Annotated in this window: 15 protein-coding genes and 1 riboswitch; of the genes, 10 read left to right on the top strand and 5 right to left on the bottom strand. The window is 72.6% G+C overall.

Annotated features, from left to right (window positions below):
* Positions 1-149: 149 nt before the first annotated feature.
* Positions 150-1592, bottom strand: coding sequence for a glyceraldehyde-3-phosphate dehydrogenase (locus tag AC07BF_RS01610; RefSeq protein WP_363588319.1), 1443 nt, complete (start codon positions 1590-1592; stop codon positions 150-152).
* 297 nt (positions 1593-1889) lie between these two features.
* On the opposite strand from AC07BF_RS01610, the gene AC07BF_RS01615 reads away from it, so the two are divergent.
* Both AC07BF_RS01615 and AC07BF_RS01620 read left to right on the top strand, forming a co-directional pair.
* Positions 1890-2360: a GreA/GreB family elongation factor gene (locus AC07BF_RS01615; protein ID WP_363588321.1), complete on the top strand. Its 471-nt coding sequence runs from the start codon at positions 1890-1892 to the stop codon at positions 2358-2360.
* Between the two features lie 92 nt (positions 2361-2452).
* Positions 2453-4720: an FdhF/YdeP family oxidoreductase gene (locus AC07BF_RS01620; RefSeq protein WP_363588327.1), complete on the top strand. Its 2268-nt coding sequence runs from the start codon at positions 2453-2455 to the stop codon at positions 4718-4720.
* 58 nt (positions 4721-4778) lie between these two features.
* On the opposite strand, the gene AC07BF_RS01625 is transcribed toward AC07BF_RS01620, so the two are convergent.
* Positions 4779-6092 carry a YhgE/Pip domain-containing protein gene (locus AC07BF_RS01625; RefSeq protein ID WP_363632540.1) on the bottom strand — a complete coding sequence of 438 codons (1314 nt, stop codon included), beginning with the start codon at positions 6090-6092 and terminating at the stop codon, positions 4779-4781.
* 222 nt (positions 6093-6314) lie between these two features.
* Positions 6315-6492: riboswitch (M-box (ykoK) riboswitch) on the top strand.
* Between the two features lie 327 nt (positions 6493-6819).
* On the opposite strand from AC07BF_RS01625, the gene AC07BF_RS01630 reads away from it, so the two are divergent.
* The 8 genes from AC07BF_RS01630 (at position 6820) to AC07BF_RS01665 (ending at position 14072) form a co-directional block, all read left to right on the top strand.
* A complete protein-coding gene (locus AC07BF_RS01630; RefSeq protein WP_478332757.1) occupies positions 6820-8469 on the top strand; it encodes an NRAMP family divalent metal transporter in 1650 nt (549 codons plus the stop codon).
* A 95-nt stretch (positions 8470-8564) separates the two neighbouring features.
* Positions 8565-8837 carry a hypothetical protein gene (locus tag AC07BF_RS01635; protein WP_478332758.1) on the top strand — a complete coding sequence of 91 codons (273 nt, stop codon included), beginning with the start codon at positions 8565-8567 and terminating at the stop codon, positions 8835-8837.
* A gap of 74 nt (positions 8838-8911) precedes the next feature.
* Complete coding sequence (locus tag AC07BF_RS01640; protein WP_478332759.1) at positions 8912-9178, top strand: hypothetical protein; 267 nt, start codon at positions 8912-8914, stop codon at positions 9176-9178.
* A gap of 66 nt (positions 9179-9244) precedes the next feature.
* The gene (locus AC07BF_RS01645) at positions 9245-9652 is read left to right on the top strand and encodes a winged helix-turn-helix domain-containing protein (RefSeq protein ID WP_363623399.1); all 408 of its coding nucleotides are present in this window, start codon (positions 9245-9247) and stop codon (positions 9650-9652) included.
* Between the two features lie 87 nt (positions 9653-9739).
* Positions 9740-10201 carry a hypothetical protein gene (locus tag AC07BF_RS01650; protein WP_363589661.1) on the top strand — a complete coding sequence of 154 codons (462 nt, stop codon included), beginning with the start codon at positions 9740-9742 and terminating at the stop codon, positions 10199-10201.
* Positions 10198-10563 (top strand): VOC family protein, encoded by a 366-nt coding sequence (locus AC07BF_RS01655; RefSeq protein WP_363623397.1) that lies wholly within the window; start codon positions 10198-10200, stop codon positions 10561-10563. The genes AC07BF_RS01650 and AC07BF_RS01655 overlap by 4 nt, the downstream gene beginning before the upstream one ends.
* A 290-nt stretch (positions 10564-10853) precedes the next feature.
* A complete protein-coding gene (locus tag AC07BF_RS01660) occupies positions 10854-12611 on the top strand; it encodes an ABC transporter permease (protein ID WP_363589665.1) in 1758 nt (585 codons plus the stop codon).
* Between the two features lie 33 nt (positions 12612-12644).
* Positions 12645-14072: an ABC transporter ATP-binding protein gene (locus tag AC07BF_RS01665; RefSeq protein ID WP_478332760.1), complete on the top strand. Its 1428-nt coding sequence runs from the start codon at positions 12645-12647 to the stop codon at positions 14070-14072.
* Positions 14073-14080: 8 nt separating this feature from the next.
* Here AC07BF_RS01665 and AC07BF_RS01670 read toward each other — a convergent pair whose 3' ends face one another.
* The 3 genes from AC07BF_RS01670 to leuD all read right to left on the bottom strand — a co-directional run bounded on the left by AC07BF_RS01670 (position 14081) and on the right by leuD (position 16700).
* Positions 14081-14497, bottom strand: a complete 417-nt coding sequence (locus AC07BF_RS01670; RefSeq protein WP_063349734.1) for an ArsR/SmtB family transcription factor — start codon at positions 14495-14497, stop codon at positions 14081-14083.
* Between the two features lie 407 nt (positions 14498-14904).
* Positions 14905-15942 carry an isocitrate/isopropylmalate dehydrogenase family protein gene (locus AC07BF_RS01675; RefSeq protein WP_363630449.1) on the bottom strand — a complete coding sequence of 346 codons (1038 nt, stop codon included), beginning with the start codon at positions 15940-15942 and terminating at the stop codon, positions 14905-14907.
* Positions 15943-16061: 119 nt separating this feature from the next.
* A complete protein-coding gene (leuD, locus tag AC07BF_RS01680; protein ID WP_363630447.1) occupies positions 16062-16700 on the bottom strand; it encodes a 3-isopropylmalate dehydratase small subunit in 639 nt (212 codons plus the stop codon).
* Positions 16701-16729 lie beyond the last annotated feature (29 nt).

Consider the following 16729-nt stretch of genomic DNA (forward strand, 5'->3'; position numbering starts at 1 on the left):
CTCTCATACTCTGCTACGCTGCCGCCGGCAGTCCACCCCCCCCCCCACCCCCCCCCCCCCCCCCCCCCCCCCCCCCCCCCCCCCCCCCCCCCCCCCCCCCCCCCCCCCCCCCCCCCGGGACTGCCGGAACTACCTGAACTACCTGAGGATCAGACCGCCGGGGCCGGGTAGGTCGGGAACTCGACGCCCGAGACGTACTGGACGACCCGGATGACCTGGCAGGAGTAGCCGAACTCGTTGTCGTACCACAGGTAGAGGATCGCGTTGTCGCCCTCGACCTTGGTGGCGCCGGCGTCGACGATCGAGGCGTGGCGCGAGCCGATGAAGTCGCTGGAGACCGCGTCCGGGGAGTCGGTGTAGTCGATCTGGCGCTTCAGCGGCGAGGTCAGCGAGACGTCGCGCAGGTAGTCGAGGACCTCCTCGCGGTTGGTCTCGCGGGCCAGCTGCAGGTTGAGGATGGCGATCGAGACGTCCGGCACGGGGACGCGGATCGAGCTGCCGGTGATCTTCGCCTGGAGGTCCGGGAGGGCCTTGGCGACGGCCGAGGCGGCGCCGGTCTCGGTGATCACCATGTTGAGCGGTGCCGAGCGGCCGCGACGGTCGGCCTTGTGGTAGTTGTCCAGCAGGTTCTGGTCGTTGGTGAACGAGTGGACGGTCTCCACGTGCCCGCGCAGCACGCCGTACTCGTCGTCCATCGCCTTCAGCGGCGGGACGATGGCGTTGGTGGTGCAGGAGGCGCAGGACAGGATCTGCTCGTCGGGCTTGATCGTGTCGTGGTTGACGCCGTGGACGATGTTCGGGACGTCGCCCTTGCCCGGCGCGGTCAGCACGACCTTGGCGATGCCGGGGCGCAGGTGCTTGGACAGGCCCTCCCGGTCGCGCCAGCGGCCGGTGTTGTCGATCAGGATGGCGTCCTTGATCCCGTACTCCGTGTAGTCGACCTTGGTCGGGTCGTCGGAGTAGATCACGGTGATCTCGTTGCCGTTGGCGATGATCTTGTTGTTCGCCTCGTCGACGGTGATCGTGCCCTGGAACTGGCCGTGGATGGAGTCCCGGCGCAGCAGCGAGGCGCGCTTGACCAGGTCGTCGCCGCCGCTGTCGCGCACGACGATGGCCTTCAGGCGCAGGCCGTTGCCGGAGGCCTTCTCGATCAGCAGGCGGGCGACCAGGCGGCCGATCCGGCCGAAGCCGTAGAGGACGACGTCGCGGGCGTCGCGGCGCTCCAGCTTGTTCTCGCCGGTGGCGCCGGAGACGGCCCGGGCGGTGAACTCCTCGACCGACAGGCCGTGGTCGTCGGCCCGGTAGGTCGCGGCGAGCATGCCGATGTCGATCTGCGAGGGGCCGAGGTCCAGGGTGGTCAGCGCACTCAGGAAGGGCATCGTCTCGGTGACCGAGAGCTCCTCGCCGGCTATCTGGCGGGCGAAGCGGTGCGTCTTCAGGATGCTGACCACCGACTTGTTCACCAGGGACCTGCTGTGCAGCAGGACGGTCACGTCCCGCTCGCGGTGCAGTCGCCCGATGATCGGGATCATCGACTCCGCGATCTCCTCGCGGTTCTTCCAGTCCGTGAACACGTCGTCGTTGACAGTCACAAGTCCATCTTTCGAGCTGAGGGTGTTGCGCACATGGTAGCTTCGCCCGCCCCCACCCCTTCGGCCGGTCCCTCCCCCCGCCTGCCCGGCCGCGCCCCGCCCGCACCGCCCGGACCTGCGGCTTCGTCCCGACCGGGGCCCACCGCCCCGACGCCCGCCCACCGCGAAGGTGATCACCGCCACCCCCGGGGCCGGTCGCGGGAGCCTCGCCCACGGCGGATTTGCCGGGGGTGCGGGGTGGTGGGGTAATGGAAGCGACCCGTGCTTGAGCGTTCCGCGAACGACCCGGGAGCAGCCATGACAGACGGTCCCGAGCCCATCAGTGCCGAGGCCCTGCGCGCCGTGCAGGAGGAGTTGGCCGAGCTGCGCGGCGAGCGGGCGAAAGTGGTGGGGACGCTGCGCGGGGAGGACGTCGGCGACCGGGCGGACGCGGCGGACGAGTTGCAGCGGGCCGACGACGTCGCCCGGCTGGACGAGCGGATCGCCGAGCTGGAGGCCCGGGTCCGCGAGGGGGCCGCCGCCGGGCCGCCGTCCACGGAGGTGGTGGGGGTGGGCTCCACCGTCACCGTGCGGTTCGCGGACGGGGTGGAGGAGACCGTCGAGGTGGCGGAGCTCGCCGAGGTGCGGGAGGAGACCCTGGTGACCGCAGACAGCCCGCTCGGGCGAGCGCTGCTCGGGCGGCATGCCGGGGAGACCGTGAACTACGAGGCGCCGAACGGCGCGGCGAGCGCGGTCGTGCTGTCGGTCGGCGGACGGAGGGCTTCGTGAACTCCCCCGACGGCCGCGCGCGGGACGACTCCGCGCAGGACCCCGCGCAGAACCACGCCGCCCGGAACCGCCCCGCCCGGGACGAGCCGGCCGTGGGCCCCGACCCCGTCGGGCCGCCGCAGTTCGCGCCGTACCACCACCCGGCCGCCGGCTGGGGTGCCGCGAAGAGCGTGACGCGCTTCCTGGTGAAGGAGGGCGCGTACGTGGACGGGCCCCGGGCGATCATGCGGATGAACCACGAGAACACCGGGTTCGACTGCCCCGGGTGCGCCTGGCCGGACGACACCAAGGGCCTGCACCTGGACATCTGCGAGAACGGCATCAAGCACGTCACCTGGGAGATGACCCGCAAGCGGGTCGGCCGCGAGTTCTTCGCCGCCCACTCGGTGACCGAGCTGTCCGGGTGGAGCGACTTCGCGCTGGAGGACCAGGGCCGCCTCACCGAGCCGATGGTGTACGACGCCGCCTCGGACCACTACGTCCCGATCAGCTGGAAGGACGCCTTCGAGCTGGTCGGCCGCACCCTGCGCGAGCTGGACGACCCGAACCGGGCCGCCTTCTACACCTCCGGTCGGCTCGGCAACGAGGCCACCTTCCTCTACCAGCTGATGGCCCGCGAACTGGGCACCAACAACCTGCCGGACTGCTCCAACATGTGCCACGAGGCCAGCGGACGCGCCCTCCAGGCCTCGCTGGGCACCGGGAAGGGCACGGTCGACCTCAAGGACTGGGAGGTCACCGACGCGCTGTTCATCATGGGCGTCAACGCCGCCTCCAACGCGCCCCGGATGCTCACCGCCCTCGCCGACGCGCACCGTCGCGGCGCGCAGATCGTGCACATCAACCCGCTGATCGAGGCGGCCGCCACCCGCACCATCGTCCCGCACGACTTCGTGGACATGGCGCTGTTCAAGTCCACGAAGACCAGCACCCTGAACCTCCAACCGCGCATCGGCGGCGACATGGCACTGGTGCGCGGCATGGCCAAGGCGATCCTGGAGCAGGCCACGGCCGACCCCCGGGCCCTGGACCGGCAGTTCATCGAGCGCCACACCACCGGGTTCGAGGCCTACCGCGCGCTGTGCGGGGCCACCCCCTGGGAGGAGATCGAGCGGCAGAGCGGGCTCGACCGGGCCGAGGTCCTCAAGGCCGCCCGGGTCTACCGCGACGCCGACCGCTCCATCGTCAGCTGGTGCCTGGGCGTCACCCAGCACGAGCACGGCGTGGACACCGTGCGGGAGATCGTCAACCTCCTGCTGCTGCGCGGCAACCTGGGCCGCGAGGGCGCCGGCCCGTCGCCGGTGCGCGGGCACAGCAACGTCCAGGGCAACCGCACCTGCGGCATCGACCACCGCCCCTCACCCGAGTTCCTGGACCGCCTCGCCGAGGCCTGCGGGATCGACCCGCCACGCGCGCACGGCCTGGACACCGTCTCCGCCATCGAGGCGATGCGGCGCGGCGAGGTGACGGTCTTCGTCGCCATGGGCGGCAACTTCGCGCTCGCCGCGCCCGACACGCCCTACACCCACGAGGCGCTGCGCGGCTGCGAGTTGACCGTCCAGGTGAGCACCAAGCTGAACCGCAGCCACCTGGTGCACGGCCGCCGGGCGCTGATCCTGCCGTGCCTGGGCCGCACCGAGAAGGACCACCAGCGCGGCGGGGTGCAGAGCACCTCGGTCGAGGACTCGATGAGCATGGTGCACCTGTCCGTCGGCATGAAGCGCCCGGCCTCCCCGCACCTGCTGTCCGAGCCCGCCATCGTCGCCGGGATGGCCCGCGCGGCGCTGCCGGACAGCGGGACACCGTGGGAGTGGTACATCGAGGACTACGACCGCATCCGCGACACCATGTCCCGGGCCCTGGACGGCTTCGAGGACTTCAACCGCCGGGTGCGGCTGCCCCTCGGGTTCCGGATCAAGCAGCCGGCCCGCGAACTGGTCTTCCTCACCCCCTCCGGGCGGGCCGAGTTCTCCACCGCCCCGCTGCCCGACGTCGTCCCCGCCCCGGGCACCCTGGCGCTGGGCACCATGCGCTCCCACGACCAGTGGAACACCACGATCTACTCCGACAACGACCGCTACCGGGGCGTGCGGAACCTGCGCACGCTGGTCTTCCTGAACACCGACGACATGCGCGAGCGCGGCATCGCCGAGTTCGATCCGGTCGACATCACCAGCACCGCGAAGGACGGCAGCACCCGCACCCTGAACGGCTACCTCGCGATCCCGTACGACATCCCGCGCGGCTGCGCGGCGGGCTACATGCCCGAGATGAACGTGCTGTGCGCGATCGCCGACCACAGCACCCAGAGCGACCAGCCGATCATGAAGCACCTCAAGGTCACCGTCACCAAGGCGTAGGAACCGAGGACGGCGCCCACTCCTGAACGCCCACTCCTGAACGCCCACTCCTGAACGCCTACTCCGACGGCTGCGGCGTCCAGCGGTGCAGGCCCTTGCGGTCGTAGTACCGGGTCATCCCGAAGCCGAAGGCCAGGGCGAGCAGCACGCCGACCGCGATCATGGTCCAGCCCCGGGCCAGGCCCGCGTCCGCCCGGGCGTCGAAGAACAGGATCGCCCGGATGCCGTCGCTGAGCTGGCGCATCGGCTCGAAGACGCTGAGGAAGCGGTAGAAGCCGGGCACCGCCTGGAGCGGGATGGTCGCCCCCGAGGAGGGCAGCGCCAGCGCGATGAAGACGAACATGGACACCAGCTGCCCGATCCCGCCGAACGCCGCGTTGATCGCCTGGACCCCGAGGCCGACGGCGAGGCTGGCGCAGTAGGCGAAGACCCAGAGCAGCGCCTGGTGCGGGGCGTCCATGCCGAGGACGGTGACCGAGCAGAGCATCACCAGGGTGGTGGTGAGCAGCATGATGCCGGCCGTCATGACCATCTTCAGCAGCAGAGTCTGGGTGCGGGTGATCGGGACGGTCGGGCGCCGGGTGTGCCAGGGGCCGAGCTCGCTGTCGCTGTAGCCAAGCGCGGTGTCGACGCCGTTGTGGATGATGTTGCCGCCGATGAAGCCGGTCAGCACGGCCAGCAGGGTGTAGTAGAAGGCGCTCAGGCCGAGCCCGCTGTGGGCGCCGATCGGGTGGCCGACCCGGGTGGTGACGGCGAGCGGGTCGGCGAGCAGCAGCCGCGCGGTGGCGCTGGTGCCCGTGCCGGAGCCGGAGCCGGCGGAACCGGACGGCGGCGCGGCCGCGGTCAGCTCCTTGCCGAGCGCCAGCGAGGCCTGGTGGGCGGCGGACTGGGTGATCTGGGAGGCCAGCGAGGAGCCGAGGCTGCCGAGGCCGGGGTTGGTGAGCACCGTCAGGGTGGGCCGTTCGGTGGCCCGGCCGGTGGTCAGTGCCGCCACGTCGGCGGTGAACGCCTGCGGGACGAGCAGCGCGCCGTAGACCTTCCCGGTGGAGAGCTGGTCCATCGCCTCGGCCTGGTCGACCTGGCGCCAGTCGACGGTGCTGCCGGGCGTCCCGGCGACGATCTCCCGGCTGAGCCGCGCGCCCAGGGTCTCCGCCCGGCCCGGCGGCGGCGGGCCCTGATCCGCGTTCACCAGGGCGATCGGGAGCCGGTGCAGGTGCCCGGTCGGGTTGAGGATGCCGCCCATGTAGAGCAGCGAGAGCACCACGGCCAGCAGGCCGCACAGGATGCTCGGGACGAGCCACAGCTTCGCGTGGCGGGCGAGCACGAGGGCCCGCGCCTGCCGGGGACCACCCTGGGAGCCTGCGGACGCCATGCCACCCCTCGGATTCGGGCGCAACCTGGTGCTGCTGCCGATGCGGTGGGAAGTCGTTCCGTGGCGGCCCGGCGGCAAAACCCCACGTCACCCGATCCGCCCCGCCGCCCCCCGCCACCCCTCGCCGCGCCTCGGCCGGGACGACCGGAGACAGAAGGTAAAGGTTCTACCAAGTACGCAAGTATCGGCCTCCGCGCGGTCTATGCTTCTGGAGGTTTGAAGAAGGCACCTCGTTCGGTGAGGCTTCTTCACGGACACAGGCCACTGATCCGACGACGTCGAGAGACGCCCAGGGTTAGGACAGATCTTCCCGACCTAAGGGTTGATCCGAAGTGGCTTCCGGCCCGACCGGGCTGGACACGCCGTGGAGTGCCAAAGCTCTGACGAGTTGGGGTGAACCGGCGGTCGCTTCGCGCGCCGGCGAACTCCTTGCCGCGTCGATCACACGCACCACGGGGTGCGTCGACCGGGAGGAGGCGAGAGACATGGATTGCAGTAGTCCGGGCCACAGTTGCCCCTACCCCCGCCTGTCCTCGCACACTCCCGGCACGCGGTAACGACCCTCCCTGCGAACATTTCTGACGGTACATCACCTCAACACCCGGCTTCGCCGTGCCCGAACGGGCCCGCACCGCCGGGTGGCGATGCGCCGCGCCCGTCCGCAGGGGGATCGCCGCCGTGCGCCCCCGATCGCCCCGCCTGCCCCGGGGCCCACGGGAGGATCGTCATGACCACCAACGCCACGCTCAACTCCAAGGTCCCCGCCCCGCGTTCAGCGGTACTGGACGACGCCCACGTCGGCGACATCAAGGGTGCGCTCGGCACCATCCGGCTCGACGACACCACGCCGCGCCGCGGCCTGTCCGCAAGACTCAAGACCCTGCTCGCCATCGTGGGCCCCGGCCTGATCGTGATGGTCGGCGACAACGACGCGGGCGCCTTCTCGACGTACGGGCAGGCGGGGCAGAACTACGGCACGCAGTTGCTGTGGACGCTGCTGATGCTGGTCCCGGTGCTGTACGTGAACCAGGAGATGGTGCTGCGCCTGGGCGCTGTCACCGGTGTCGGCCACGCCCGGCTGATCCTGGAGCGCTTCGGGAAGTTCTGGGGCGCGTTCAGCGTCATCGACCTGTTCCTGCTGAACGCGCTGACGCTGGTCACCGAGTTCATCGGCGTCACCCTGGCGGCCGGATACCTCGGGCTGCCGAAGGTGGCCGCGGTGGTGCTGGCGGCAGTGGTGATCATCGCCTCGGCGTTCACCGGCTCGTTCCAGCGCTTCGAGCGCGTCGCGGTCACGCTGTGCGTGGGCTCGCTGCTGCTGGTGCCGATCTACTTCATGGTCCACCCGAAGACCTCGCAGATGGCGCACGACTTCGTGGTGCCCGGCATGCCGGGCGGCTCGGGCCAGCTGGCGGCCGTGATGCTGGTGATCGTCTCCATCGTGGGCACCACCGTCGCCCCGTGGCAGCTGTTCTTCCAGCAGTCGTACGTCATCGACAAGCGGATCACGCCGCGGTTCATGAAGTACGAGAAGGTCGACCTGTGGATCGGGATCGCCATCGTCATCATCGGCGCCGCCGCGATGATGGGCTTCACCGCCGCGGCCTTCGCCGGCACCGACGGCTTCGGCCAGTTCTCCGACGCGGCCGCCGTCGCCAAGGGCCTTGAGGACAAGGCCGGGCACGTGGTGGGCGTGCTGTTCGCCATCGCCCTGCTGGACGCCTCGATCATCGGCGCCTTCGCCGTGTCGCTGTCGACCGCCTACGCGATCGGCGACGTGTTCGGCATCAGGCACTCGCTGCACCGGGGCGTCAAGGGCGCCAGGGGCTTCTACGCGATCTACGCGGGCCTGGTGGTCGCGGCGGCCGCGATCACGCTGCTGTCCACCGGCTACACCCAGGGCCTGATGACGCAGTTCGTCCAGGTGCTGGCGGGTGTGCTGCTGCCCTCGGCGACGGTGTTCCTGCTGCTGCTCTGCAACGACAAGGCCGTCCTGGGGCCGTGGGTCAACGGGCCCAAGACCAACGCCTTCACCTCCGCCGTGGTCGGGGTCCTGGTGATGCTGTCGCTGATCCTGACCGCCGCCGTGGTCTGGCCCGACATCAGCTCGCAGGCCATCCTGTGGATCATGGCCGGCTGCGGCGTGGCGGGCGTGCTGGTCGCCGGGTACTTCTTCACCTTCGGCCGCACCGCCACCAAGGAGGACCCGATCGACCGCACCGGCCGCGAGGAGTGGCGGATGCCCCCGCTGGAGACCCTCGGCAAGCCGGTCATGTCCACCGCCCGCAAGGTCGGCATGGGCGCCCTGCGCGCCTACCTCCTGGTCGCGATGGTGATGGTCATCATCAAGATCGTCCAGACCGCGCTCAACCACTGAGCCGCCGCCGGGGCGGCGCCCGACAGTGCCGCCGCCCCGGCCCCGACCCGGAAACCTCGACCGCCCCGCACCCGGGGAAGGAAGGAAGTACGGCCATGCGCACCGCCCTTCACCACCACTGCCCGCGCGTCCGCCTCGCCCTGCACGACGGCGTCGAGAGGGACTACCGCCTCGACGACCCCGGCGCCTGCCCGCACTCCGGCACACCCAACACCCGGGCCTCCGCGTACGAGCCGCGCGTGCACCTGACCTACCTGCTGGCCCGCCAGGGCCACCGCCCGGACTGGCTCGCCGACTTCGCGGACCTCCCGCCGGCCGCCGCGCGCCGCCTCAGCCGCGCCGCCGCCCGCCACCGGCCGCACGGCTGACGCCCCGCCGACCGCACCACCCGCGCCCTCGCGCACCCCCTCCACCCGCCGCCCCGTCACGGAGGTGACCTGCCATGTCCATCGTCGCCGCGTTCCACCCCTCCCTCCCGTCCGCCGGCCGCGGCCGCCTGCGCGCCGCGCTCGCCGCCGTGGGCCGACGCCTGGCGGAGAGCCCGCTGGACAGCCCCGTCCTGCACGCCGTCACGACCCAGGCCCCGGCACCGGCCGCCGCCTCCGCCGACCGCCCCGCCCGGCTGCGGGCCAGCTGGCGGACCGTCACGGCCCCGGACAGCACCGCCCGACTGGAAGCCTCCTGGCACCCCTGGCACCCCGCCCGCTGACCGGCCCGTCCCGATTCGTACAGATCCGCACCGACTCCGCACCGACCCGCCGAAGGAGCATCCGCCATGGCCGTGCGCTACCCCAGGCTCGAAGCCATCTTCTCGGACCACACCGCCGCCGCCCCGCCCCGGCGTCCGCGCCCCGCCCCGGCCCCCCGGCCCGCCGTCGACCCGGACACCGGCCTGGTGGTGGACCCCGAACAGCGCACCGTCACCGTCGACGGGCAGCAACTGACCCTCCCCTACCTGGAGTTCGAGCTGCTCGCGCACCTGGTCGACAACCCGCTGCGGGTCCACTCCCGCCGCCAGCTGATGGAGACGGTCTGGGGCCGGCCGGACACCGGCGACACCCGCACCATCGCCACCCACATCGCCCGGATCCGCCGCAAGCTCGGCCCCGGCCACCGGGAGGCGATCGCCACCGTTCGCCAGATCGGCTACAAGTACGACCCCCGCCTGACCCGCGTCGCCTGACCGCCGACCGATCGCACCGACCGAGGCCCGATCGCCCGCCCCGGCGGCACCCCGCCGGCCGCCACCCCACCGAAGGAGGACACCGTCGTGACCAGAACCGCCCTGTTCCCCTGGACCAGCAGAGGGACGGCGCTGTGCGGCGTCCTGCTCCTCCTCACCCTCCAGGGGATCGCCGTCGGCGTCGCCCCGGGGCGGCTGCGGATCTTCCTCTCCGGCGTGCTCATCGGCGCCTCGGCGGCCGGGCTGCTCCTCGCCCTGCTGCTCGCCCGCAGCGGGCGCGGCACCGCCCGACCCGCCGCCCCCGACGAGGACGACACCCAGTGGTTCAGCGCCCGCTCCCTGGACGGGTTCCCGATGGAGCAGGTCCGACCGCTGCTGCTGTCGCCCGGCGCCCCCGGCCTGAACCGGCTCTACACCGCCTGGGTGTTCGCCACCCACGGGCACGACCCCCAGTGGATCGCCCACCACCTCGACCTGTCCACCCCGACCGCCCGGCTGCTGGTCACCGCGGCCCGGCACCACACCGCTCCCGAGAGGAGGCCGCAGTGATCACGGCCCTCGACCACGTCCAGCTCTCCGCACCCCCCGGCAGCGAGGCCCTGCTGCGGGCCTTCTACGGCGACGTCCTGCAGATGGCCGAGATCCCCAAGCCCCGGCCGCTGACCGGGGGCGGCGGCTGCTGGTTCGCCGCCGACGGCGGCCGGGTCCGGCTCTACCTCGGCATCGAGGAGCGCTTCCGCCCCAGCACCAAGGCCCACCCCGGGATCGCGGTCTCCGAGATCGACGACTTCGCCTCGCGGCTGTCCGAGCTCGGCGCGCTCGTGGTGTGGGACGACAGCCTGCCGCCCCGGCGCCGCTTCTACACCACCGACCCCGTCGGCAACCTGCTGGAGTTCGTCGAAGCGGCCTGAGCCGGCGCGCGGAGGAACCCCGGATCCATTTGCCTACGGACGTACCCGAGGAGCAGACTGCCCGGGGCCCGCAGGACGGGCCCGGGACGACACCAGACGACACCACCGGAGGAGGCGGCCATGGGCGAAGACCCTCCCAGTACGCGCCGCCGTACCGGCCGCCTCCCCCACGCCCGACCGCGCGCCTGACGCAACGGCCCGGGGGGACGCGGCGTTCGTCCCGATCCCGCTGACGTCGCACGCACCTCTCCCGACCCCGGGGCCCCGGGTGCGCGCCGGAGGTGCACCCCATGACCCTGCCGAAGCCGGCCCCGGGCGCCGCCCGGGGCTCACTGCCGTCCCGGACGGCCGCCCGCCTGGCCCGGATGACCTGGGTGGACGCGCTCGTCGCGGCCGCCGTCCTGGTGCTGCTCTACCTCGCGCTGCGGGTCGGGCAGGGCACCACCGTCCGGTTCTCCACCGGCCGGAACGCGGCGGTCGACACCGACCCGGCCCGGCTGCCGTACGACGCGGCCCGCTCGCTGCTGCGGATGTTCGCCGCGCTCGCCGTGTCGGTGGTCTTCACCTTCGGCTACGCCTACGCCGCGGCCCGCAGCCGCCGGCTGGAGCGGGTCCTGATCCCGGCCCTGGACATCCTCCAGTCGGTGCCGGTGCTCGCCTTCCTGACCGTCGCGGTGACCGGCTTCCTCGCCCTGTTCCCCGGCTCCGTACTGGGCCTGGAGTGCGCGGCGGTGTTCGCCATCTTCACCTCCCAGGCCTGGAACATGACCTTCGGCTTCTACTGCTCGCTGGTCTCGCTGCCGCCCGAACTCGACGAGCTGTCGCGCTCGTTCCGCTTCACCCGGTGGATGCGGTTCTGGAAGGTCGAACTGCCCTCGGGCATGATCGGCCTGGTCTGGAACGGCATGCTGAGCTTCGGCGGCGGCTGGTTCTTCCTGGTCGCCTCCGAGGCGATCAGCGTCGACAACCAGCGCTACGCGCTGCCCGGGGTCGGCTCCTACGCGGGCGCGGCCATCGCCGCCGGCGACCTCGGCCGGGTCGGCTGGGCGATCGCCACCATGGCCGTCCTGGTGGTCGGCGTCAACCTGCTGTTCTGGCGCCCGCTCACCGCCTGGGCCGAACGCTTCAAGAACGAGCAGTCCGAGGCCACCGAGGTGCAGCGCTCCGTCGTGCTGGACCTGCTGCGCCGCTCCCACTGGCCCGGGCTGCTCGGCCGGCTGCTGCGCCCGGGGTGGCGGGCGCTCTCCCGGGCCGGGCGCCTGCTGGGCACCGACGACCGCCCGCTGGCCGTCGACCCCGGGCGGCGGCGCGCCGGGGACACCGCCTTCGCCGCCGTCGCCGGCGGCCTCGTGCTCTGGGGCCTGGTCGACCTCGGCCGCTACCTGCACGGCGCGACCGGCCTCGGCGTGTTCGGCGAACCGCTGCTGCTCGGCCTCGCCACCCTCGCCCGGGTCGTCGTCCTGGTGACCGTCGCCACCCTGGTCTGGGTGCCGGTCGGCGTGCGGATCGGCTTCTCCCCCCGGCTGACCCGGATCGCCCAGCCGCTGGTGCAGGTGCTCGCCAGCTTCCCTGCCAACTTCCTCTTCCCGCTGGTCGTGTGGCTGCTGCTGCGGACCGGGCTGTCGATCGACCTCGGCGGCGTCCTGCTGATGGCCCTCGGCGCCCAGTGGTACATCCTGTTCAACACCATCGCCGGCGCCATGGCCATCCCCACCGACCTGCGCGAGGCCATGGACGACCTGGGCGTGCGCGGCTGGCAGCGCTGGCGGCGGCTGATCATCCCCGGGATCTTCCCGGCCTACGTCACCGGCGGACTCACCGCCTCCGGCGGCGCCTGGAACGCCTCCATCGTCTCCGAGGTCGTCACCTTCGGCGGCACCACGCTCACCGCCACCGGCCTCGGCGCGTACATCGCGCGGGCCACCGAGCACGGCGACTACCCGCACCTGCTCGCCGGGGTGGCGGTGATGAGCCTGTACGTCGTCGCCCTCAACCGGCTGCTCTGGCGCCGCCTCTACCGCCTGGCCGAGCGCCGCTACTCGCTCTGACCCGCGCCCGCTCCCCGCCCCGGAGGTCCCCGCATGCGCTTCCCGTTCCCGCGCGCCGCCCGCACCGCGCCGCCCGCCGCCGCTGTGTTCTCCCCCGCCGACTCCTCCGACTCCTCCGACTCCCCCGGCTCCCCCGGCTCCCCCGGCTCCCCCGCCGACGGCGAGATCCTGCTGGAGACCGTCGGCCTCACCAAGGCCTACGCCGGCGCCGACGGCGCGCTGCCCGTGCTGTCCGGCATCGACCTCACCGTCCGGGCCGGCGAGATCGTCGCCCTGCTCGGCCGCTCCGGCTCCGGCAAGTCCACCCTGCTGCGCTGCCTGTCCGGACTGATCCCGCCCAGCTCCGGCACCGTCGCCTACCGCGGCACCCCGCTCACCGGCGCCAACCCGGGCAGCGCCCTGGTGTTCCAGACCTTCGCGCTGCTGCCCTGGCTGACCGTCCGGCAGAACGTCGAACTCGGCCTGGAGGCCCGCGGCGTGCCGCCCCGGGAGCGCACCGAGGCCGCCGTCCAGGCCATCGACCTGATCGGCCTGGCCGGCTTCGAGTCCGCCTACCCCAAGGAGCTCTCCGGCGGCATGCGCCAGCGCGTCGGCTTCGCCCGCGCCCTGGTCGTCGAACCGGACGTGCTGATGATGGACGAGCCCTTCTCGGCGCTGGACGTCCTCACCGCCGAGAACCTGCGCGGCGAACTGCTGGAACTGTGGGAGTCCGGCCAGTTCCCCACCCGCGCCGTCGTACTGGTCACCCACAACATCGAGGAGGCGGTCCTGATGGCCGACCGCATCGTCGTCCTCGGCTCCCGCCCGTACGGCACCATCCGGGAGACCGTCGAGGTCGACCTCGACCGGCCCCGCGACCGCGACGCCGCCGCCTTCGACGAACTCGTCGACCGGGTCTACCGGATCATGACCGGACGCCCCAAGGAGACCCGCCTGCCCGGCCGCGCCGACGGCGCCCGGCCCGACCGGCGCACCGTCGCCAACACCCCGCTGCCCACCGCCAGCGTGGACGGCCTCGCCGGCCTCGCCGCGATGATCGCCCACCGCGGCGGCTGCTGCGACCTCGCCGACCTCGCCGACGAACTCGGCCTCGACATCGACGACATGCTCCCCCAGCTCGACGCCCTCGACCTGCTCGGCTTCGCCGAGATCCACGGCGACGACCTGCTGCTCACCGAGGCCGGCACCGCCTTCGCCGGAGCCGACGTCCAGGAGTCCCGGACCATCTTCGCCGGAGCCGCGGTGGACGTCCCGCTGGTCCGGCTGATCACCAACGGCCTGCGCGGCCGCCCCGGCACCGCCGTGCACGCCGGCTTCTTCCGCGACCTGCTCGCCCACCACTACACCAGCGAACAGGTCGACCGGCAGCTGGAGACCGCCACCGACTGGGGCCGCTACGCCGGGCTGTTCGGCTACGACGCCGCCCTGCGGGAGTACCGGCTCGACGAGGAGACGCCCTAGGACGGGCCTCAGGCCTGGCCGGTGGCCGGGCGGCGGCGGGCGGAGCGGACGGCGCGGGCGAACGGCTGCTCGGCCGTCGCGGCGGCCGGGCCGGTACCGCCGCCGTCACCGCCGTCACCGCGCCCGGGCAGGTCGTTGGCGATCAGCGCCGCCTCCGTCAGCAGGCCGCGCACCTCGGCGGCCCGGTAGAAGATCCGGGTGCCCTCCCGGCGCGAGACGACCAGCCCGGCCGCCCGCAGCCTGGCCAGGTGCTGCGAGGTCGCCGCCACGTGCGCGCCCAGCAGCTCCGCCAGTTCGCTGACCGGCAGCTCCCGCCGGGTCAGCGCCCAGAGCAGCCGGTACCGGGAGGGGTCGGCGACCGCCTTCAGCACCGCGACCGCCCGCTCCGCCGCGTCCGTGTCCCACGCCTCTTCCTGCGCACCCATGCCAGGATCCTACCGAGCCGGCCCCGCCGCCCCGGCGGCGCCGAACCCGGTGCCGTCCGGCCGGGCGCGGGCGTCGACAGCGGGCGTACCCGGCGGGCGTCGACAGCAGGCGTGCCCAGCGGGCGTCGATAGCGGGCCGATGGCCGGAGCTGCCAGGCTTCAGCCATCCTTTCAACCGCTGCCGACCGGCCGCGCCGTCCAGGAGTTGGAGTCCGTACGAGATGATCGAGCACACCACGTTCCGTACCGCGGTCAGCGAATCGCACGAGCACAATCCCTGGGGCTGAGCGGCCTGGGTCCGCCTTCGGACGCCCGCCCGCCGGGCGGTGTCGGGGAGGACGGACCCGGCCGCCGTGGTCGGTGGGGCGACCACGGCGGCGGTTGGGGGGTGGGGGCGGGTCATGCCGTCAGGCCGCCGCGAGGGCCGCCCTGACCGCGGCGCCGACCTGCTCGGTGGTGAGGGAGCCGCCGAGGTCCGGCGTGCAGGCGCCCTCGGCCACGGCCGTGCCGACGGCCAGCTGGATCGCCTTCGCCTCGGCGGCCCAGCCCAGGCGCTCCAGCATCAGCGCGGAGCTGAGGATGGCGCCGAAGGGGTTGCCGATGCCCTGGCCGGCGATGTCGGGCGCGCTGCCGTGCACCGGCTCGTAGAGGCCGAACCCGGTGTCCGGGTTGATGTTGGCCGAGGCCGCGTTGCCCAGGCCGCCGGCCAGCATGGCCGCCAGGTCGCTGAGGATGTCGCCGTACGAGTTGTTGGTGACGATCACGTCGAACTGCGACGGGTCGGAGATCAGCTTCATCGCGGCGGCGTCGACGTAGAGGTGGGTGGAGCTGATGGCGGGGTACTTCGCGGCGGCCTCGCGGAACACCCGCTGCCACACCTGGCCGCCGTGCCGGACGGCGTTGGACTTGTCGACCATGCAGACGCCGCGCTCGGCGATCGAGTACGCGTACTCCATCACCCGCGAGACGCCCATGTAGGTGCTGACGTCCGCGTCGACGGCCATCTCGTGCACGGTGTTCCCGCGCAGCACACCGCCGATGTCGGTGTAGAGGCCCTCGGTGTTCTCCCGGACGATCACGGCGTCGATGGCGCGGGTCCGGGCGTCGCGCAGCGGGCTCAGCCGCTCCTGGAGCAGGGTGGCCGGGCGGTGGTTGACGTACAGGTCGAGGTCGAAGCGCAGACGCAGCAGGACGCCGCGGCCGTAGTCCGAGGTCTTCACGCGGGGGTCGCCGATGGCGCCGAAGAGCACCGAGTCGCTCGCCTTGATCCGCTCGAAGTCCTCGTCGGACAGGGAGACCCCGGTCCGCAGGTAGGTGTCGGCGTTGACGTGGTCGAGCACGTCGACCGCGAGGTCCAGGCCCAGCGACTCGATGGTCTCCAGGGCCTCCTTGGTCACCTCGGGGCCGATGCCGTCACCGGGGATGACGGTCACTGTCTTGGTCATGGGTCTCTCACCGTTTCTGGGGTGGGGCCGGCCGGGTGTGGGTCGGGTCGGCCGGGCCGGGGGCGTCGGGCAGGGTCACCGCCGCGCGGCCCTGGGAGCTGCGCCGGGGGGTGCGGTCGTCAGGAGGCCCGGCGCTGCTTCGCGGTGTCCGGGGAGGAGAAGGCGCCGCGGGTGATGCTGGTCATCCAGGCCGGGCGGCCCTGCTCGAAGGCGGCGATCGCGTCGGCCTTGCGCAGGGTGACGTCGATGTCGTCGAGGCCGTTGAGCAGCAGCCAGCGGGCGCGTTGGTCGGCCTCGAACTCCCAGGTCCCGAGGTCGGTGCCGACGGTCAGCTGCTCCAGGTCGACGGTGATCTCGAACTTCGGGTCGGCCTGGGCGCGTTCGGCGAGGTCGGCGACGACGGGCACCGGCAGGGCGACGGCCAGCAGACCGTTCTTCAGCGCGTTGCGCAGGAAGATGTCGCCGAAGCTGGTGGCGATGACGGCCCGGAAACCCCAGTCGCGCAGGGCCCACACGGCGTGCTCGCGGGAGCTGCCGGTGCCGAAGTTGTGGCCCGCCACCAGGACGCTCGCGTCCTGGTGCTGCGGCTGGTTCAGGACGAACCCGGGCTCCTTGCGCCAGTGCCCGAACAGGGTGTCGGCGTAGCCGGTCTTGGTCAGCCGCTTGCAGAACTCGGCCGGGATGATCTGGTCGGTGTCGACGTCGTCCCGGGACAGGGCCACGGCCTGTCCGGTGTGCGCCGTGAGCGGCTCCCTCATGCCTCTGCCCCCTGCTGGTCGGTCTGGCT

It is taken from the genome of Kitasatospora sp. NPDC043950 (genome assembly GCF_056435345.1).

Coding starts and splice junctions, on each gene's coding strand:
- AC07BF_RS01615 (WP_363588321.1), top strand. CDS start 1,890: ATGACAGACGGTCCCGAGCCCATCAGTGCCGAGGCCCTGCGCGCCGTG.
- AC07BF_RS01625 (WP_363632540.1), bottom strand. CDS start 6,092: ATGGCGTCCGCAGGCTCCCAGGGTGGTCCCCGGCAGGCGCGGGCCCTC.
- AC07BF_RS01630 (WP_478332757.1), top strand. CDS start 6,820: ATGACCACCAACGCCACGCTCAACTCCAAGGTCCCCGCCCCGCGTTCA.
- AC07BF_RS01635 (WP_478332758.1), top strand. CDS start 8,565: ATGCGCACCGCCCTTCACCACCACTGCCCGCGCGTCCGCCTCGCCCTG.
- AC07BF_RS01640 (WP_478332759.1), top strand. CDS start 8,912: ATGTCCATCGTCGCCGCGTTCCACCCCTCCCTCCCGTCCGCCGGCCGC.
- AC07BF_RS01645 (WP_363623399.1), top strand. CDS start 9,245: ATGGCCGTGCGCTACCCCAGGCTCGAAGCCATCTTCTCGGACCACACC.
- AC07BF_RS01660 (WP_363589665.1), top strand. CDS start 10,854: ATGACCCTGCCGAAGCCGGCCCCGGGCGCCGCCCGGGGCTCACTGCCG.
- AC07BF_RS01665 (WP_478332760.1), top strand. CDS start 12,645: ATGCGCTTCCCGTTCCCGCGCGCCGCCCGCACCGCGCCGCCCGCCGCC.
- AC07BF_RS01670 (WP_063349734.1), bottom strand. CDS start 14,497: ATGGGTGCGCAGGAAGAGGCGTGGGACACGGACGCGGCGGAGCGGGCG.
- AC07BF_RS01675 (WP_363630449.1), bottom strand. CDS start 15,942: ATGACCAAGACAGTGACCGTCATCCCCGGTGACGGCATCGGCCCCGAG.
- leuD (WP_363630447.1), bottom strand. CDS start 16,700: ATGAGGGAGCCGCTCACGGCGCACACCGGACAGGCCGTGGCCCTGTCC.